The following is an 18,608-nucleotide window of genomic DNA, read 5'->3' on the forward strand; positions in this document are numbered from 1 at the left end:
TCTCAGGATTTCAAAACGGCGATAACGGCGCGGGCGAGGGCCTCTTCATGCGCGCCAAGCGCGCCTTTCACCCGGCCGTAGATTTTATGAAGCGCCGTTTGCAGGACGACGCCGAGGGCCGCGGCGGTCTTCAGGGCGGCGTCGCCTTGCGGCAGTTCGCCGTGTTTTACGGCGTCCATAATGACGCCTTCGACGATGGCGACGGGGTTGCCGCTTTTCGGACTTTCAGACTTGTCCGCATAGGGAAGAAAGCGGTGCGTCGTCAGCAGGTGATAGGAAAACAGCGTCCAGTCTTCGTCGGCGATGCGGACATAGGCGGCGACAATGGCGCGGGCCTTGTCTTCGATCTTCGCGGCCTCCGCGGCGGCGGCTTCGACCTCCTCGGCAAGGCGCTTGTGGATTGCAAAGAACATGGCCTGGCTCAGCGCATCCTTGCTCGGGTAGTGGCGGTAGAGCGCCCCTTCGGAAACGCCGCTCGCCGCGGCGATCTCCCGCGTCGTCACGGCGTCCACGCCGCGCGCGCAAAACAGGCTCAGCGCCGCCCGTTCGATCCGCGCCTTGGTGGTTCCCGGGGCGGCGGTGACGCCGCTTTGTTCCGTCTTTTCCGTCAGCATTGTCGCCGTCTCCGTCTTTCAGCCCGCAGGCCGGGCCCGGCGGCCTGGCGCGTGCTGGGTGTGAGCGTTCACTCACGTATAAGCTGGAATGGAAGGTTAGTCAAGTGAGCGCTTACTCACATTTGGACGGTCGGTTTGGGCTGGACGGGATCGGTCCCGAAAAGGGGAAAGGCGGCTCAAGAGGCGGGAAAGAGATAAAGCCCGGTGCGGCGGAGGTTGTGTGGACGCGCCCTTGTGCCTCCGCCCGCCCTTTGAGCGGCGGAACGAGTCCCCGCGCCCCTGTGAGCCGGCGGTCAGGCGTGGCGCAAAGGCATCGCCGCCTGAAGCCTTCTCGCCCGGCGCATTGCAACCGCACTGTGGATCGCTATATATCCCGCGGACTTGCCGCCGGGCGGGGCGGGCTAAGCAGCTCATCTTCCTCGCATTCCGGCCTTCGCTTCCCGAGGGAGTTTTCTGCCGATGTTTATTTCGCCCGCTTACGCGCAGGCCGCCGAAACGGCTGGTGGCCCGCAAAGCATTTTCACATCGCTTTTTCCGATCGTGGCGATGTTTCTCATCTTCTATTTCCTGCTGATCCGGCCGCAAATGAATGCGCGCAAAAAGCATCAGGAAATGGTTTCCAATGTCCGCCGCGGCGATGTGGTCGTCACCGCCGGCGGCATTGTCGGCAAAGTGACGAAAGTGCTTGAAGGCGAGGAGGTCATGGTCGAGCTCGCTGACAATGTGACCGTGAAAGTCGTCAAGTCGACTCTCACTGACGTGCGCACCAAGCCGCAGCCGCCAGCCAACGACGAAGACAAAAAAGACAAAAAATAAAAACAGGCGCGCTCCGCGCGCAGCAGCCGGGCTCACCCCATGCTTCAGTTTTCGAAATTTCAAACCGCCGGCGTCGCGTTGCTGGTATTGCTCGGCGCGCTGTTTGCGGCGCCGAACCTGCTTTCCGAAGAAACGCGCAACGCCTTGCCGGGTTTCATGCCGAAAGGAACGATCAATCTCGGCCTTGATCTTCAGGGCGGCTCGCACCTTCTCCTCAGCGTCGACACGAAAAAGGTGATTGACGACCGGATGCGTGCGACCATGGGCGACATTCGCCGGGAGATGCGTCCAAACCGCACGGCGAACCGCGACCGGATTTCGATTGAAAGCCTTTCCTATGACGACGAGGCCGGCGTGATTTCACTGTTGATCGCCGATCCTGCAGAAGCGGAAGAAGCGGAAAAGCGCGTGCGCGACTTGACCCGCGGCGGGGTTGGCGGCGCGCTGGGGCTCGGGATGCGCAGCTACACCGTGACGGCGGACGGGGGGCGCATCGAGGTTGAGATGACGCCGGAGGCGCAACGCTTTTATTCAGACGAGGCGGTGCGCGACTCCATTGAGGTCGTCCGCCGCCGGATCGATCCCGCCGGCAATAAGGAAGTTCTGATTGCGCCCCAGGGCGTCGACCGTATCGTCGTTCAGGTGCCCGGCGATAACGACCCCGAAGCCTTGAAAAGACTGATCAACCGCACCGGCCAGCTGACCTTTCACCGCGTCGATCAGACGGTGAGCCTCGCCGACGCGGCGGCGGGTCTTCTGCCGCCGGGCCGGATCCTTGTGCCTTTCGCCGATCTTGCAGGAACTGGCGGGCCGGGGCTGGTGCTGGTCGAAGATCCTGAAATTACCGGCGACATGGTGAACACGGCTTCCGCCAGCCCGAATAGTGATGGCGGCGCTTTTCAGATCAATTTCCAGTTTGACAATCGCGGGGCGCGGCGTTTCCGCGATTACACCACCAACAATGTCGGCGCGGTGTTCGCCATCGTGCTCGACAATGAAATCATTTCGGCGCCGACGATCCAGACGCCGATCCCCAACGGGTCGGGCCGCATCACCGGCGATTTTACGGCGCAGGAAGCAGCGCAGACTGCGCTCTTGATCCGCTCCGGCGCGCTGCCGGCCGAACTTGAAACCATCGAACAGCGCTCCGTCGGCGCCCAGCTCGGCCAGGATTCGGTCGAGGCCGGCGCCAAGGCGCTGATCATCGGGTTCGCCGCGGTGATCATTTATATGATTTTGAGCTATGGCCGTTTCGGCGTCTACGCCGATATGGCGCTGATCGCCAATGTCATTTTGATCGCCGGCCTGTTGTCGCTAATGGGCTCGACCCTCACTCTGCCGGGCATCGCCGGCATCGTCCTGACCATCGGCATGGCGGTCGACGCCAACGTCCTCATCTTTGAGCGCATTCGCGAAGAAATGCTCGCCGGCAAACCGCCGATCAAGGCGGCGGAGGTCGGCTATGACAAGGCGCGCTCGGCCATCATCGACGCCAACATCACCACTTTCCTCGCCGCGCTGATCATGTTCCAGCTTGGCGCCGGACCGGTGCGCGGCTTTGCGATCACGCTGGCCGTGGGCGTCGTCACCTCCGTTTTCACCGCTTACGTGCTGACGCGGCTTTTCGCCGGCGCTTATCTTTTGGCGAAGCGGCCGAAAGAACTGAAACTCTAAAGGTCGAAGCGATGCTGCTTAAATTAATCCCGGACCAGACTCATATCGGTTTCACGCGCATGCGTTATGCGGCGCTGGCCTTTTCGGCGCTCCTGGTCGTTGCGTCGCTGGGCGCTGTTTTTACACTGGGCTTTAATTTTGGCGTCGACTTCCGCGGCGGCGTCACCATCGAGGTCGCCGATGAGGAGCCGATCGATATCGGCGAAGTGCGCACAGCCATGAACGATCTCGGTCTCGGCAGCATCGACGTTCAGGAGATCCAGGATTTCGCCGGCACGGACAAGGCCGTGCTCGTGCGGATTGCGCAACAGCAGGTTGACGGCGCCGACGGCGACGGCGCCGCCGAACGGGCGCAGCAGCAAGCGCTGGCGACGGCTTCGGACGCGCTTCAGGCCTTGCTCGGCGACGACATCGAGTTCCGCAAGCGGGAAGTCGTCGGGCCGACCGTCTCCGGCGAACTCATTCAGAAAGGCGCGCTCGCCATCGCGCTCGCCATCGGCATGATGCTGATCTATATCTGGCTGCGTTTTGAGTGGCAGTTTTCCATGGGCGCGATCATCGCGCTTGTTCATGACGTGATCATCACGCTCGGCATGTTCGCCGTGACGCGGCTTGAGTTCAATCTCGCCATTATCGCCGCGATCCTGACCATTGTGGGCTACTCCATGAACGACACCGTCGTCGTTTACGACCGCGTGCGAGAGAATTTGCGCAAGTTCAAGCAAAAGCCCCTGTCGGAGCTTATCGACCTTTCGATCAACGACACGCTGAGCCGCACGATCATGACGTCCGGCACCACCATGCTTGCGCTTGCCGCGCTTGCGGTTTTCGGCGGCGAAGTTTTGCGCGGCTTTACGCTCGCCATGATCTGGGGCGTCGTCATCGGCACCTATTCATCGATCTTCGTCGCCTCGCCCTTCCTGTTGGCGACGGATGTGAAACGCGACTGGTCGAAAGCCGTTCCGGCCGGAGCTTAGCCGGAGCGTTCTTCTCGGATGATAGAAATGAAAAAGCCGCCGGAAAAACCGGCGGCTTTTTCATTTGGGCATGCTCAGGCTTTTAAGCCTTGGACAGATTCTCGTTCGCGAAATCCCAGTTGACGAGCTTGTCGAGGAACGTCGCGATGTAATCGGGGCGCTTGTTTTGATAATCGAGATAATAGGCGTGCTCCCACACATCCATGGTGAGGAGCGGCGTGACGCCCGCTTCAGTCAGCGGCGTTTCGGCGTTCAGGGTTTTTCTGACTTCGAGCTTGCCGTCTTTCGCGACGAGCCAGGCCCAGCCGGAGCCGAATTGCGTGGCGCCGGCGTCGGAGAAAGCGTCCTTAAAGCCGTCATAGCCGCCAAAAGCGTCGTCGATCGCCGCGGCGATGTCGCCTTTCGGTTTGCCGCCGCCTTTCGGCGCCATGGAGTTCCAGTAGAAAGTGTGATTCCAGGTCTGCGCGGCGTTGTTGAAGAGGCCCTGATCGCCTTTCTCCGCAGCCGCTTTGACAATTTCTTCAATTGAAGCATCGTCAAGCGCCGTTCCTTTAATCGCGGCGTTCGTCTTGTCGACATAAGCTGCGTGATGCTTGTCATGATGGAATTCGAGCGTCTTTTTCGAGATATGCGGCGACAGCGCGCTCATGCTGTAGGGTAGGTCCGGTAGTTCGATAGCCATTAATACGCCTCTTCTTGCCTCGGGTCCAAAATAAGCGCCGATTGAAGCACGGCAAGCCTTGCGGATAAACTTTTCAAGATTGTATTTTCAACGGTCCTTGAACGCGCACCGCCAGCTTTCTTTACTCCCGGCGTTTCTGTTATCACGCGCCTCTATGACCGCTTCACGAACACAATCCGACGCCTATTGTTCCGATCTGGTTCGGGGCGGCGACGAGGATCGCTGGCTTGCGTCACAATATGCCGCACCGCCCTTGCGTCCGGCGCTCATGACGCTGTGCGCTTTCCAGATCGAATTGCGCCGCATCCCTTCGGCGGTCAGCGAGCCGCCGCTCGGCGAAATCAGGCTGCAATGGTGGCGCGAGGCGCTGGACGAGATCAGGGACGGCAAAACCCCCCGGGCCCATCCCGTGGTCGAGGCGCTCGCCGAATCGGGCTTGGCGGCGCCGGTTTATGCTCCGGATATAGAGGCGATACTCGACGCGGCGGCCCGCCCCCTTTACGGCGAGGGATTTTCATCGCTTGCATCGCTCGAAAGCTGGCTGAAGGCTGCGGAAGGCGGTTTCGACGCGCTGGCGGCGAAGCTTGCGGGCGGCGATGCGGCGCTGGCCCGCGCCGCGGCCGGCGCCGGAACGGCTTTTGCGCTGGCGCGGGAAGGCGGCGGCGTCGCGCCCAACCTTGCGGCCGAAGCCCATGCGCGCGCAAAGGCGCTCTATAAGGACACCGCTCCGGCGCTGTCTGACGCGCCGCCGGAAGCATCGCCCGCCTTGCTGCATCTTTCGCTGACGCCGTCTTATCTCGTATGCGGCGGCAAGGCGTTCCCGGCGCGCAAACGGTTGCGCTTGTTCGCCGCGATGGCGTTCGCGCATTACTGAGGGGATCAGGTGTGGTGTTCGATATTGTCTTCGATCAGCGCCCTGTTATAGGCGGCGAGCGCTTTGACGCGGGAGAGATAGCCGACCACTTGTTCGCGGTCTTCCGCGTCGACCACAGGCAGGCCGTGTTCTTCGGCTTCGTTCAGCTTGGCGAGGGCTTCGCCCAGCGACTGGCGCGTTTCGAGCCGTTCGGCTTCGGATGGCAGAGGCGAGCCCGGCGGCATTTTCTCCATCACTTCGCGCACCCTGATGGTTTTTAAAATGATGCCTTGCGGGCCTTCGGAAAGGTCGTAGCCGCGCCGCGACAGCTGCCAGTGGAAAAAGGATTTTCCGCAGAGCGCTTGCGTGATCAGCGTGGCGATGGCGACGGCGACCATCAGCGAAATGGTGATGCCGTATTCGCCGGTGAGTTCGAAAACGATCAGCGTCGTAGAAATCGGCGCGCCGAGAATGGCGCCGCTCACTGCGCCCATGCCGACCATGGCGTAATAGGCCGGGTTTGCAGTGACGCCGGGAAAAAGCTCGGTAAGGCCTGCGCCGAAAGCGGCGCCGGCGAAGGCGCCGATGACGAGGCCGGGCGAAAAGACCCCGCCGCCGAAGCGGCAGGATAGCGTGACGGCGGTCGCCGCGCCTTTCATCAAAACAAGCAAGATCAAAAGGTGAAACGCGTATTCCCCGTTGAGCGCCTTTGTCACCGCCTCATAGCCGACGCCGAAGACTTCCGGATAGAAGATCCCGATAAAACCGACAATGACGCCGCCGATGGGGGGCAACAGCAAATAGGAAATATTGTGGCGCTGGGCGATCTCGCGCAGATCGACGGTCAATTTCTCCGTAAACAGAAGAAACCCGGAAGCGACAAGGCCGCAGACAATGCCTAAGAGGGCGGCGAGCGGCACGTCGATTGTCGCAGCGACGCCGTAATCCGGCGGCGTAAAGGCCGGGAAATCGCCGAGGTGAATGCGCGTGACGATGGCGGCGGAAACGCTCGCCGCGGCGATCGGTCCGAAGACGGAGAGCGCATAATTGCCGAGAATGACCTCAAGCGCGAAGAGAACCCCTGCAATCGGCGCGTTGAAGCTCGCCGACACCGCCGCCGCCGCGCCGCAGCCCAACAGCGCGCGCCTTTGTTTGGCGTCGAAGCCGAGCCTGCGGTTGATCCGCGAGGCGATGGTCGCGCCGAGATGGACGGCCGGGCCTTCGCGGCCGGCGCTGGCGCCCGCGCCGAGGGAGATGATGGAGACGGCGGCGGCGGCGAGTCCGGTCCGCATGGAGACATGCCCGCCGGCCACCGCCCGGGCCTCGATCACTTCGGCGACCCCTTGCGCGCGCCCGTCGGCGAGCCACTGAAACCGGTCGGCGAGATAAAGGATTGCCGACACCGCAAGTCCGCCGATCACCGGCGCGGCCCAGGCCCGCCAATGGCTTAAGGAAACAGCGCCGCTGAGCATGCTGGCTTCGGTCTCGCCGAAGGAGAGTTGCGCCACGGCGTCGATGGCGTAACGAAAGCCGATGACCCCGTAAGCGGCGGCGGCGCCGATCAGCACCGCGCATATCCACACGCGCAGGACTTCGAGCTTCTGCAGCCAGCGGCGCAGCTTGCGCAGGGCGATAAGGATGCGGGCGACGTTCCGCGTCATGACAGGCCGAAAGGTTAAGGAACAGCGTTCATATCAGCATTTCCAGCGGAGTCTAAATGTCATGAATGGCTTAACGTCGCATTCACCCTGCCTTGGCATGATCTGAAGTCTATCAGCTTTTGGGCACGGGGAAGGCTATGGCGGCGCCGACGACGCAAGCAGCATGCAGCAACACGGCCGACAAAATCGATCCCGCACGGGCGCCGGCGGCGCTTGAGCGCTGGCGCCGGGCGGTGGCCGAGGCCATGGGCGGCGATCCCGGCGCGCCGCTGGACCAGCCCGACCGCCGGCTTTTGATGCTGCGGGTCTTCGGCGCGACCCGCCGTCTCGCTGAACTTTGCATGACTCATCCCGATGCGGCGGCGACCGCGCTGATCGACGGCGCCTCGCCGGTGCTCGCCGAGGCGGCGCGCGATCTGACAGCGCTCGATCGCGGCGTTGGCGGGCCGGACGCCCTGCACGCCGCGCTCGCCCCTTTGAAGAACCGTGTCGATGTGGCGATCGCCATCGCCGAGATGAGCGGTCAGTGGAGCGTTGCGGATGCGACCGCGGCGCGGGTCGATTTCGCCGAGCGCATGGTCGAGACGGGCCTGCGCTGGCTGGTGCGCGCGGCGGTGAAACGCGGCGAACTGACGGTCGAGGATTCCGACAATTTCCTGAAAGGCGTTTTCGTCGTCGCCGGCAGCGACTTCGCTCATGAAGACCTATCGCCCTACGGGCCGCTCGACATGATCATCCTCTATGACGAAAAGGCTTTTGGCGGCCCGACGGCGCGCGGGGCCGACCGGATTTTCGTGCGCATCGGCGCCGAAATCCGCGAAGCCTTCGAAGGCAAGCCCGGGGAATATCTGCTTTATGCGCTGAAAACGCCGCTTGGCTCCGGCGTCGGCGGCGCCGGCTACGCCGACAGCGTCGCGCGCGTCAAGGCGACGGCGGGCGGGCCGCAGGCGGATGCGTTGAAGATGTGGCTTGGGTCGGCCCGCATCGTCGCGGGCGACCGCACGGCGGGCGGCGCCTTTCTCGAAGACATCGAACAAATGGTGTGGACGGACAATCCCATCGCCGTTGAAGCGCTGCGGAATTTCGTCGAAGAGACCGACAATGATCCGCGCGGGCCTTTCCGCCGCGTCGCCGGTCTGTGCCGTCTCGCGATCGGCGGGCTGCGTCCGGTGTTTCGCACGTCGTCGGCGCGGGAGATTTTCGAAACGGCGGCCAGCTCCCGCACGCTCGCGAAAGATGTGGCGCGCCGTCTGGTTTCTGGAAACGAGCTCGCTCATATCGCCGTTTCGCGCCTGCAGATGATGAAAGGCGCGGCGGTCTCCGGCGTTGAGCGCGAGGACGAACAGCGCGCGCTGGCGCTGCTTTGCGGCTATTGCGACTACAAGGATCTCGACGCGGCGATACAGGGCGCGCGCACCGACGCCGCGAATACGCTGCGCCGCTTCGCATCCGGCCCGCAGGCGGAAATCGCGCTTTACCGGGGCGCCGCCGAGACCGACGAAGGCGACGCCGATAAGCTCGAAGACCTCGGTTTCTTGAATGGCGCGAGCCTTTCCGCCGCCGTCGACAATTGGGCTGAGCGGGCCGAAGGCCGCGCCGGCGAAAAACGCTTTTCGGCCTGCGCGCCGGGGCTGCTCACCGCTTTTGGCGAGACGCAGCACCCCAATGATGCTGTGCGCCTGTTCGATGAGCTTCTCACCGTCGCCGGCGAGGGCCATGACGTTTTTGCGCTTGTCGGCGAAGACGCGCCGCAGCGCGACGGGCTGGTGGACGCTTTCGGGTCCTTCGGCGCAGCGGTGGCGCCGCTCGTTCAGTCGGCGGACGCGGCGGAATTTTTCTTCGAGGCGCCCGGCGCCGAAACGCCGCAAAGCGGCAAGGAATGGCTGAGCCGTTTCACGCCGCCGCCGGCGAAAGGCAAAACGGCGCTCGCCGACCTTTCCGAATGGCGCCGCGATCTGATGGCGCGCATCGCCTATAGCGCGGCCACGGGCGCCAGCGGCTTCGACGCCGCCGTGGAGGCGTTTGAGGACATTCATGTCCGCACCCTGAAAAATGTCTTCGACATCGTGCGCCAGACGGCGCCCGGCGCGGAAAAAACCGCCGCCGGCAAGATCGCCATGCATGTCTTTGAATCCGACGGCCCGCATCTGCCCGGCGCCGCCACGCATGTCGGCTTCATTTCCAGCGCGCAAACCGGCGATGCGGGCGAGGCTTTCGTTCACCGCTATCTCGAAGCGTTGGGCGAGCTCGGCGAAGGCGTCTTTGCAATTACGCCTGACGCGACCCACCGTCCCGGCGGCGTTGGCGGACCGATCGCGCCTGAAGTCGCGGCCTTCAAGACCTATGTGCAGTCCGAGGCCGTGGCTCACGAACAGATCATGCTCGCCCGCGGCCGGGTGGTTGCAGGCGAAGACGCGGCGGCTGAATGCGCGCGTGAAGCGCTGCGCGGGGCTGTCGCCGGCGCGCGCCGCGCCGACATTCTCTTCCGCGATCTCGACCGCGCCCGCGCCCAGCGCATGCGCCGCGAAAAAGCCTCGTCCGATTGGGACATCGACCGTCTCGAGGGCGGGCGCGCCGATGTTGAGCTGGTCGTTTCGACGCTGATCTACAAGCACGCCTCGGCCCATCCCTTCGTGCAGGAAAAGGCGCCGGGCGAAGCCCTTGAAGCCATGGCCCGCTCCGGTCTCCTGCCCGAAGAAACGGCGCAGGCGCTCGCCAATGCGCGGGCGTTCTGGGCGCGCTTGCAGCTTGTGCGCGCGCTTTCCGGCTGGAGCGATCCCTTGCGCGCGCCGGTGCGCCGCCGCTTCGGCTCGCTCATCGCGCGCGCCGCGGGCGTCCACAAATTCGACCAGGTGCGTCCGATGATGCGCGGTTATGCGGACGAAGTGACGCGCAGCTATGCGCAGATCGTGCTCGGCCGCCCCTCGCTCAATGTCGCGTCCCACGCGGCGAGTTAGCGCCGCGCCGCCCGTGAAACATTTTGCATAAAGCGGATTTTCTTTTTTCTTTAAACGGCGTCTTTCAAGGCTTTCAGCCGAGTTTGGCGCCATTTGCGTAAATTGTTCCACGGGCTTTCTCGCACCATTCTCGCTGTCATCCCGCACGCGCTGCAATATGAAATATTGCTGCGCAGATGCGGGACCCACGACACGGCGCTTTGCAAACGCCAATGGGTCCCAGGTCTGCGCAGCAGCATTGGCATGCTGCAGCGCGCCCGGGATGACAATCGAGTGCATATTACCCCCGCCGGAAAACCCGTGCGGACTTATCCACGCCTTTTATTTCCGTGTTATCATGAACGGCGCCCGCCTGCCCGGCATGCGGATTTTCCCACTAAAGGCCGCAATAAAGGCGCTTACTCTCCCGCCTGAAGGCGCTTCAAGACATACACCCGGATCGCCGAGGCGAGCCCCGGCGGCGGCGACCGTTTGAGGCGGTCCCTGTCGATGGAATTGATCAGAGCGGGCAGGGTGCGCTTGTCCGCTTCGGCGAAGGCGTCGAGTGCGTCCCAGAATTCGGCTTCGAGCGCGATGCTGGTGCGGTGGCCTTTCAGCGTGATCGATCGCTTGCGCATGGCTAAAAAAACCGGCTCCCTCAACGAAGTGAGGAAACCGGTTTGGGCTCAAACTGCAAGTGAAAAGAAAGTGCGGCCTAGCTCTTGGCCCAGTTGTCGATGCCGTGGGCGCGGATCTTCGCCGTGGCGAGGGTCACGCCGTCAATGATGCCCGCCATATGGGAGACCGCTTCGGGGTCGGCGGCGGAAAGATCCGCGCCGAGCGCATTGTAAAGCGTTTCGATGTCCACATTATGCGCGAACAGGAACTGCGCGAGCAGAAGCCGGAGCTGGCTGTCGGAAGGTTTGTCGGCCATGAGATTAGCGTCCTTGTCCCAAAATGCGTCAGGCGAGAAAAAGCCTCTCCGGGGCTTAAGGCAAGAACCGGTCCAGCCGGGCCGGTACGCCTGGGCGCTGCGGGGCGACGGGCAACCCGCTGGAATCGCGCCTTATTTCGGGCCGATCATGTTTTCCGGCCGGACAATGCGGTCGTAATCCTCAGGCGTAACAAAGCCGAGATTGACCGCTTCTTCCCTTAAGGTTGTCCCGTTTTTGTGCGCCGTCTTGGCGATCTTGGTGGCGTTGTCATAGCCGATTTCCGGGGCGAGCGCCGTCACCAGCATTAAGGACTGCTGCATCAGCGACTTGATGCGCTCTTCATTCGCCTCGATGCCGGCGACGCATTTGTTGGTGAAGGAGACGGACGCGTCGGCGAGCAGACGGATCGATTGCAGCGTGTCATAGGCGATGACGGGCTTGAACACATTGAGCTCGAAATGGCCCTGGCTGCCGGCGAAGCTCACCGTCGTGTTGTTGCCCATCACCTGCGCGCAGACCATGGTCATGGCCTCGCACTGGGTCGGGTTCACCTTGCCCGGCATGATCGAGGAGCCGGGCTCGTTCTCCGGCAGGGCGATTTCGCCAAGCCCCGAGCGCGGGCCGGAGCCCAGAAGCCGGATGTCGTTGGCGATCTTGAAGAGGCTCACCGCGATTTCGTTCAAGGCGCCGTGGGCTTCCACCATGGCGTCGTGTGTGGCCAGCGCTTCGAACTTGTTGGGCGCGGTGACGAAAGGAAGCTTCGTATAGGACGCGACTTCTCCGGCGAAGGTCTTGGCGAATTCCTTTTTCGAATTGACGCCGGTGCCCACCGCCGTGCCGCCCTGCGCCAGCGCATAGAGCGACGGCAACACGCCCTTGGCGCGCTTGATCCCGTTTTTCACCATGGCCGCATAACCGGAAAATTCCTGGCCGAGCGTCACCGGCGTCGCGTCCTGTAAGTGCGTGCGGCCGATCTTGATGATCTTGGCGAAGGCTTTCTGTTTCGCGGCGAGGGCGCCTTGCAGATGTTCGAGCGCGGGGATCAGCGTGTGATTGATCTCTTCGGCCGCTGCGATGTGCATCGCGGTCGGAAAGGTGTCGTTGGACGACTGGCTCATATTGACATGGTCGTTCGGATGCACGGGGTCTTTCGAGCCGATTTCGCCGCCGAGAATTTCGATGGCGCGGTTGGCGATCACTTCGTTCGCATTCATGTTCGACTGGGTGCCCGAGCCCGTCTGCCAGACCGACAGCGGAAAATGGTCGTTGAGCTTGCCTTCGGCGACTTCCAGGGCGGCTTTCTCGATCGCCTTGCCGGTTTTCGCCGGGATCGATTTCAGCTTCATGTTGGTGCGCGCGGCGGAAAGCTTGACGACGCCGAGGGCGCGGATGAGCGGCGCCGGCATGGTCTCTTCGCCGATGGGAAAGTTAATCAGCGAGCGCGCCGATTGCGCGCCGTAATATTTGTCGGCGGGGACTTTGAGCTTTCCGAAGCTGTCGGATTCGGTGCGGGTCTTGGACATGGGGCAAGGTCTTTCGGCGGGAGCGGAAGGAAGGGAAGATCGTTCGGGGCCGGGTTTAAAACCGCGACCGCCCCCAAGGCAAGCGCGGCGCCGGCCGCCTGGCGCTTATTTCTTCCGGAAGGAATCGAGACTGACGATATCCGCGCCTTCGCCCTTGTGCTCTTCGGGCGCGCCGTCCTCTTCGCCCTCAGCGGCTTCGGCGGCGGCTTCGGGTTCTGAGCCTTCCGTTTCTTCCACCGGCGCGGCCGCATCGAAACTGACGCCGAACTGGGCGCTCGGATCGGCGAACTGGGTGACGGCGTTGAAGGGCACTTCAAGCCGCGCCTCCTTGCCCTTGAACCACAGCGTCACGCCCAGCTTGTCGTCGTCGACGGTGAGGCCCTCGAACTGATGCTGCAGGACAATGGTCATGCGCTCGGGATATTGTTCCTTGAGATGGTCAGGGATCACCACCCCCGGCGCGCCGGTGGCGAATTCGATGAAGAAATGATGCTCGCCCGGGGCGTCGCCGAGCTCTGCAACGATCTCTAAAACGTCGCGCATGAGAAAGCGGTAGGCCTTTTTCTGGGCCTCCTGAAAGAGCTCGTTGTAATCGAGTTCGACGTCTTCACTCACTTGGGGTCCGCCCTTCTGGTCTCCATTTCTGGCGCAGTTGTAGCGGGCTTGCGCCCAAGAGGCCAGAAGGCCGGCTTTCGTCAGGCGCATCGTCTTTGCTGCGGAATGGAAAAAATAAAGTCCCCGGCTTCTGTTGCCAGGCGCCGGGGGGCCCCGCCTGACGCTTGGAAGGGCGTCAGGACTTCAGTCAAGCGAACTGCTCAGCCGCGTTATGCAGCGAGAGCGAGTTCTTCCGAGTAGTTGTCGTTGGCAACTATTCAGTTTTAGCCAAATAACGGAGGCAAACCGGGCGAAAACACCGTCTTTAGACGCTCGTCGATCCTATTTCGGCCCCGTCAAAGCCTCCCGCGAGAGAGGGGTTTTGGTGGAGCCGCCGGGTACCGCCCCCGGGTCCGATACGGTTATTGCACGGGTCATTTATCGCCATAGCCCGCTTGCGCGGGCCCTTCGAATATAGGCGCGACGGGTGAAAATTTAAAGAGCGCGGGCTTTAAGCCGCGAAAAAGCGCTGAAATGTCAAGATTCTGTAATATCCATGCATTATGTGCGCTAGGAGCGAGCGGGGGCTCGAGCTTCGGGGCGAAGGCGATGGAATCAGGCGATTTCAAGAAGTGGCGCAAAACGCTGGGTCTGTCCCAAAAGGATGCAGCGAACCTGCTCGGCCTGAAGCGCCGGATGATCCAGTATTACGAAAAGGGCGAGCGCGACGGCGAGAAGGTGAAGATCCCGCGCTCGGTGCGGCTCGCCTGCTACGCCATCGCCCAAGGGGTCGAAGACTATAACGGCCCCAACCGCAAGATTCACATGATCGACAAGCAGGAAAAGGCGGTCGAGCCGGCCGCCTAAGCGGCGCCGGGGCGGCAGGCTCAGCCCCCGCACGCTTGGAGGAGGCGCGGCGAAACCGCCGCCTCGCCTGGCGCGCCATGGGGAAAACTTTCGCGGAAACGGCTGGCGCGAATCGCCCGAAACGCGCCTAATCCTGTCCGGGAAGGTAACGGCCATGAAACAATATCTGGAATTGCTGGCCCGCGTTCTGGAGGCGGGCGACAGTCGCCTCGACCGCACCGGGGTCGGCACGCGCGCCGTCTTCGGCCATCAGATGCGCTTCGATCTCGCCGACGGCTTTCCGCTCCTCACCACCAAGAAGCTGCATGTGAAATCCGTCGTGTACGAATTATTGTGGTTTCTCGCCGGCGACACCAATATCGCCTATTTGAAAGAACACGGCGTTTCGATCTGGGATGAATGGGCGGATGAGAAGGGCGATCTCGGCCCCGTCTACGGACGGCAATGGCGCTCCTGGGCGGCGCCGGACGGGCGCGCCATCGACCAGATCAGCTGGGTCGTCGATGAGATTAAAACCAATCCGGCCTCGCGCCGGCTGGTGGTGAGCGCCTGGAATCCCGCCGATCTCGAGCGCATGGCGCTGGCGCCCTGTCACTGCCTGTTCCAGTTTTTCGTCGCGGACGGGCGGCTCTCCTGCCAGCTTTATCAGCGCTCCGGCGATGTTTTTCTCGGCGTGCCGTTCAACATCGCCTCTTACGCTTTGCTGACGGCGATGGTCGCGCAAGTTTGCAATCTCGAACCCGGCGAGTTCGTCCATACGCTCGGCGACGCGCATCTTTATGCGAACCATGAGGACCAGGCGCGCGAGCAGCTGACAAGAAAGCCCGGCAAGCTGCCGAAGCTGGTTCTTAATCCAAATGTCAAAGACATTTTCGGCTTCGCCTTCGAAGACATCGCTTTTGAAGACTATGAGGCACAGCCCCATATCAAGGCGCCGGTGGCGGTATGAGCATTTCCATCAGAAACGCGGTCAAAGGCGACGAAGCGCTTATTCTCGGCTTTATCCGGGAGCTCGCGGCTTATGAAAAACTTTCCCATGAGGCCGTTGCGACGCCGGACCATCTGACTCGCACGCTCTTCTGCGACAATCCGAAAGCCTTTGCGCTGATCGCCGAAGAGGACGGCGCGCCGGTCGGCTTCGCGCTGTATTTTTTCAATTACTCGACCTTTCTCGGTAAGCACGGGATTTATCTCGAAGACCTCTATGTGAAAGAGGATCGCCGCGGCGCCGGGGCGGGCAAGGCGCTCCTCGCCGAACTGGCGCGCATCGCCGTCGAGAACGATTGCGGGCGCCTTGAATGGTCGGTTCTCGACTGGAACGCGCCGTCCATTGCGTTTTACAAATCCCTCGGCGCCGCGCCCATGGATGAATGGACTGTCTATCGCCTGACGGGCGACGCGCTCAGCGATCTTGCAGGGGCGGCGTCATGAACGCGCGTCTCGCCATGGTGGTGGCCATGGCGCGCAACGGCGTCATCGGGTCCGACAACGCGCTGCCCTGGCGGATTTCCGACGATCTAAAATGGTTCAAATCGGCGACGCTGGGAAAGCCCATGATCATGGGCCGCAAGACTTTTGAATCCATCGGCAAGGCGCTGCCGGGCCGCGACAATATCGTGGTGACGCGCTCGCCGGATTTCCTCGCGGAAGGCGTCTTCCTCGCGCGCAGCCTCGACGGCGCCCTCAGGCTTGCGCGGATTGCGGCGGTCGAAGGCGCCGCTGACGAGATCAGCATTATCGGCGGGGCGGATATCTTCTCCCAGCTGCTTCGCCAGACCGAGCGCATTTACCTGACGCGCGTCGATGCGGAGGTCGAAGGCGATGTCGTGTTCCCCGCGCTTGATTCGGGCGAATGGGCGGAGACCCGCATGGGCGGATGCCCGAAAAACGACAGGAACGAGCATGCTTGCGAATTTTTCATTCTCGACCGCAAGGGCCGAATCCCGGCCAAAGAGCGCTGATTTTTAGGGATTTTGGCGACCCGGCGTTTAAGGATTGGGGCGTAAATTAATCATTCAAGCGCTTACGGCCCCTGCCGGCGCGGCTTTTTGCGTTAAGCTTTCGCCGGCGCCTGAAACGGCGCTTCCAAGAAGAGAGGACGGAGGAGGGGATCATGAAACGGGCGGTTTCAATCATTGCGCTCAGCGCGGCGTTTTTTGCGGCCGGCGCGGCGCAAGGCGCGGAAAATAAAACGACCTGCGCGCGCGGCGGCGATTCGCGTATTATCGAAGTGATCGCGCCCGGCGAGGTCGGCGAAAGCTGCGACGTTCGCTATACGCGCGGACCCGACAATGTTTCGGTTCCCTATCACGCCGACAATTCCGACGCGTTCTGCGCCCAAAAAGCCAAGGAGCTCGTCGATAATCTGGCTTCGGCCGGTTTCTCCTGTTCGGGGCCGGCGCCGGCCCTGCGCGCGGACACGGCGGCTGCGCCTTCATCGGACTACGTCGTTGAGAGCAAGCGCCCGGCGACCCCGGTGCAGCCGGCTTCAGCGCGTGCGGCCGAGCCGGCGCCTGCCGCGCCCGCTCCTGAAGCACAAACCGGCTCCGACGAAACGGCGCAGGCTCCGTCGCCCGCGCCCATGACGGCGGAGCAAAAAGAGCCGGCGCTCGTCGCCATAAATGAAAAGGAAGGCGAAGAGGCCGAAGCGCTTGAAGAGGAAATGAACCAGATCTTGGCCCAGCCGGGACTTGAAAATACGTCCGGCGAACCGGCCCAGCTTGTGGCGAGCCAGGCAGAAACGACGCCGGGCGAGGCGCAGCCCGATTCCATGGGCCGTCTCACCGGCGCCGCCCCCGAAGAGCCGAAAGCGGCGACGCCCGTGACTCAGACCGCCGCAGCGGCGCCGGCGGCGGAAGACCCCGCGCCGGAAAAAGCCGCAGCGGCGGAGCCGGCGCCCGCCGCCCAGCCGGAGAAAAAAGCGCCTGAGAAAACGGCGAACGCCGACAAACAACTGCGCACGCCGCGCGAGGTCATTCGCGCGAGCCTCATGGCGCAGGCCGCCGCCTGGAACGAGGGCGACCTCAACGGCTTCATGGACGGCTACTGGAAAAGCGACAATCTGAAATTCGTTTCCGGCGTCAATATCACCAAGGGCTGGGATGCGACGTTGAAGCGCTATCGCGAACGCTATGGCGGCGGCGAAGGTTTGGGCCGGCTTTCTTTCGATAATATCGATGTGAAGATGGTCACCGACGACGTCGCCGTGGCGACGGGGCGTTTCAATCTCGCCGGCAGCGACGCAAGTTCAAGCGGCGTCTTTTCGCTGGTGATGCGCCGCGACGGCGGCGCCTGGCGGATCGTGCACGATCACACAAGCGCCGATCCGGCGACGAACTAATCGTTCTTCAGGGCGGCGTCCGCGATTTTTTCAGCGAGCGCGCCGAAAACCTCCGCAGACGGATGGTCTCCCGCAGCGAGCGGCAGGCCTTCGTCCGAGGCTTCGCGCAAATCGGGATAAAGCGGCGCCGCGCCGAGGAATGGCGCGCCGAGCGCCTCGGCCGCCTTGCGCGCGCCGCTTTCGCCGAAGAGATATTGCCGCGTTCCGTCGGGGGTTTCGAGCCACGCCATGTTCTCGATGACGCCGATCACCGGCGTTTCGGTCTGGCGGAACAGGTGCACGCCCCGGCGCATGTCGGCGAGCGCCATTTCCTGCGGCGTCGAGACGATCACCGCGCCCGACAGGCGCTTGGTCTGGATCAGCGAAATATGCGTGTCGCCGGTGCCCGGCGGCGTGTCGATGAGGAGGATGTCGAGATCGCCCCAGTCGACGTCGCTGATCAGCTGGCGCACCGCGCCCATCACCATGGGTCCGCGCCAGGCGACCGCCTGTTCCGGGTCGATGAGAAAGCCGATCGACATCAGCTTCACGCCATAAGCCTCGTGCGGCACGATCTTGTTGTCGCGCATCGCCGGCTTTTCAGTGATCCCGAAGAGAGTGGGCACGGACGGCCCGTAAATGTCGGCGTCGAGGAGCCCGACCTTGAGCCCCTGTTTCGCCAGCGCCACGGCGAGATTGGCGGCGATGGTCGATTTGCCGACCCCGCCTTTGCCCGAAGCGATGACGACCACGGATTTGACGCCGTCGAGCGCTTCGCCTGCGGCCTCGATCCGGGGCTTGTCCTTTTTGAGGCCAAAGGGGTTCTCATGGGCGCTCTGCGTGTTCTGCGGGGAATGGCGCCCGCCCGCTGGGCTGGTGGAAGGAGCCCCGGCGGTCCCGGCTGCGCTGTGAGCCGTGGCGACGGCGCTCACCCGCGCGACGCCGGAAACCGCGCCGGCCGCCTTTTTCGCCGCCTCGAGCATGCCTTCCGCCTTCTCCCTGTCCCCATCCGGGACTTCCAGGGTGAAGCGCACGACGCCGTCCTCGTCGGCGGAAAGCCCGCGCACAGCGCCGGAAGCGACGATATTGCGCCCGCTCGCCGGGTCCTTGATGGCGGAAAGCGCCGCTCGGACGCGCATGATCAGGGTGTCGGTCAC

The 18,608-nt window shown here is 63.0% G+C and carries 18 protein-coding genes and 1 other RNA gene; 10 read left to right on the forward strand and 9 right to left on the reverse strand.

All coding sequences use genetic code 11. The features are described from left to right. Window positions 1-2: 2 nt before the first annotated feature. The gene (locus CW354_RS12845; protein ID WP_104830502.1) at window positions 3-614 is read right to left on the reverse strand and encodes a TetR/AcrR family transcriptional regulator; all 612 of its coding nucleotides are present in this window, start codon (window positions 612-614) and stop codon (window positions 3-5) included. A gap of 459 nt (window positions 615-1,073) precedes the next feature. Between CW354_RS12845 and yajC the strand changes: the two genes are divergently transcribed. The 3 genes from yajC to secF are packed head-to-tail and all read left to right on the forward strand — an operon-like array spanning window position 1,074 to window position 4,081. After that, window positions 1,074-1,430: a preprotein translocase subunit YajC gene (gene yajC, locus CW354_RS12850; protein ID WP_104830503.1), complete on the forward strand. Its 357-nt coding sequence runs from the start codon at window positions 1,074-1,076 to the stop codon at window positions 1,428-1,430. A gap of 39 nt (window positions 1,431-1,469) precedes the next feature. Further along, entirely contained in the window at window positions 1,470-3,104 is a 1,635-nt protein-coding gene (gene secD / locus CW354_RS12855; RefSeq protein ID WP_104830504.1) for a protein translocase subunit SecD, read from the forward strand. Between the two features lie 11 nt (window positions 3,105-3,115). After that, the gene (gene secF, locus CW354_RS12860; protein ID WP_104830505.1) at window positions 3,116-4,081 is read left to right on the forward strand and encodes a protein translocase subunit SecF; all 966 of its coding nucleotides are present in this window, start codon (window positions 3,116-3,118) and stop codon (window positions 4,079-4,081) included. Window positions 4,082-4,163: 82 nt separating this feature from the next. Here secF and CW354_RS12865 read toward each other — a convergent pair whose 3' ends face one another. Next, the gene (locus tag CW354_RS12865; RefSeq protein WP_104830506.1) at window positions 4,164-4,763 is read right to left on the reverse strand and encodes a superoxide dismutase; all 600 of its coding nucleotides are present in this window, start codon (window positions 4,761-4,763) and stop codon (window positions 4,164-4,166) included. A 154-nt stretch (window positions 4,764-4,917) separates the two neighbouring features. Between CW354_RS12865 and CW354_RS12870 the strand changes: the two genes are divergently transcribed. Then, window positions 4,918-5,637 (forward strand): squalene/phytoene synthase family protein, encoded by a 720-nt coding sequence (locus CW354_RS12870; RefSeq protein WP_133162306.1) that lies wholly within the window; start codon window positions 4,918-4,920, stop codon window positions 5,635-5,637. Between the two features lie 5 nt (window positions 5,638-5,642). Here CW354_RS12870 and CW354_RS12875 read toward each other — a convergent pair whose 3' ends face one another. Next, window positions 5,643-7,277, reverse strand: a complete 1,635-nt coding sequence (locus tag CW354_RS12875; protein ID WP_104830508.1) for a chloride channel protein — start codon at window positions 7,275-7,277, stop codon at window positions 5,643-5,645. Between the two features lie 137 nt (window positions 7,278-7,414). On the opposite strand from CW354_RS12875, the gene glnE reads away from it, so the two are divergent. Continuing rightward, window positions 7,415-10,234 carry a GlnE family protein gene (gene glnE, locus CW354_RS12880; protein WP_104830509.1) on the forward strand — a complete coding sequence of 940 codons (2,820 nt, stop codon included), beginning with the start codon at window positions 7,415-7,417 and terminating at the stop codon, window positions 10,232-10,234. 398 nt (window positions 10,235-10,632) lie between these two features. Here glnE and CW354_RS12885 read toward each other — a convergent pair whose 3' ends face one another. The 5 genes from CW354_RS12885 to ssrA form a co-directional block, all read right to left on the reverse strand. After that, a complete protein-coding gene (locus CW354_RS12885) occupies window positions 10,633-10,851 on the reverse strand; it encodes a ribbon-helix-helix domain-containing protein (protein WP_104830510.1) in 219 nt (72 codons plus the stop codon). Between the two features lie 77 nt (window positions 10,852-10,928). Next, window positions 10,929-11,147, reverse strand: a complete 219-nt coding sequence (locus tag CW354_RS12890) for a hypothetical protein (protein WP_104830511.1) — start codon at window positions 11,145-11,147, stop codon at window positions 10,929-10,931. 132 nt (window positions 11,148-11,279) lie between these two features. Further along, window positions 11,280-12,671, reverse strand: a complete 1,392-nt coding sequence (fumC, locus tag CW354_RS12895) for a class II fumarate hydratase (RefSeq protein ID WP_104830512.1) — start codon at window positions 12,669-12,671, stop codon at window positions 11,280-11,282. A gap of 105 nt (window positions 12,672-12,776) precedes the next feature. Next, entirely contained in the window at window positions 12,777-13,286 is a 510-nt protein-coding gene (locus tag CW354_RS12900; RefSeq protein WP_207764789.1) for a ClpXP protease specificity-enhancing factor SspB, read from the reverse strand. Between the two features lie 118 nt (window positions 13,287-13,404). Next, window positions 13,405-13,769, reverse strand: a transfer-messenger RNA (tmRNA) gene (gene ssrA, locus CW354_RS12905). A 105-nt stretch (window positions 13,770-13,874) separates the two neighbouring features. Here ssrA and CW354_RS12910 point away from each other — a divergent pair. From CW354_RS12910 to CW354_RS12930, 5 genes are all read left to right on the forward strand, one after another. Further along, on the forward strand, window positions 13,875-14,132 hold the full coding sequence (locus CW354_RS12910; protein WP_104830514.1) for a helix-turn-helix domain-containing protein: 258 nt from the start codon (window positions 13,875-13,877) through the stop codon (window positions 14,130-14,132). Between the two features lie 154 nt (window positions 14,133-14,286). Continuing rightward, window positions 14,287-15,081, forward strand: coding sequence for a thymidylate synthase (locus tag CW354_RS12915; RefSeq protein WP_104830515.1), 795 nt, complete (start codon window positions 14,287-14,289; stop codon window positions 15,079-15,081). Next, on the forward strand, window positions 15,078-15,563 hold the full coding sequence (locus CW354_RS12920; protein ID WP_104830516.1) for a GNAT family N-acetyltransferase: 486 nt from the start codon (window positions 15,078-15,080) through the stop codon (window positions 15,561-15,563). The genes CW354_RS12915 and CW354_RS12920 overlap by 4 nt, the downstream gene beginning before the upstream one ends. Continuing rightward, window positions 15,560-16,093 carry a dihydrofolate reductase gene (locus CW354_RS12925; RefSeq protein ID WP_165793694.1) on the forward strand — a complete coding sequence of 178 codons (534 nt, stop codon included), beginning with the start codon at window positions 15,560-15,562 and terminating at the stop codon, window positions 16,091-16,093. Before CW354_RS12920 ends, CW354_RS12925 begins: the two co-directional genes overlap by 4 nt. A gap of 152 nt (window positions 16,094-16,245) precedes the next feature. Continuing rightward, a complete protein-coding gene (locus CW354_RS12930; RefSeq protein ID WP_104830517.1) occupies window positions 16,246-17,472 on the forward strand; it encodes a YybH family protein in 1,227 nt (408 codons plus the stop codon). Here the strand turns inward: CW354_RS12930 and CW354_RS12935 are convergent. After that, entirely contained in the window at window positions 17,469-18,608 is a 1,140-nt protein-coding gene (locus tag CW354_RS12935; protein ID WP_207764790.1) for an Mrp/NBP35 family ATP-binding protein, read from the reverse strand. The two genes, CW354_RS12930 and CW354_RS12935, sit on opposite strands and share 4 nt — an antisense overlap.

Source organism: Hyphococcus luteus (assembly GCF_002943565.1).
Classification (GTDB): Bacteria; Pseudomonadota; Alphaproteobacteria; order Caulobacterales; family Parvularculaceae; genus Hyphococcus; species Hyphococcus luteus.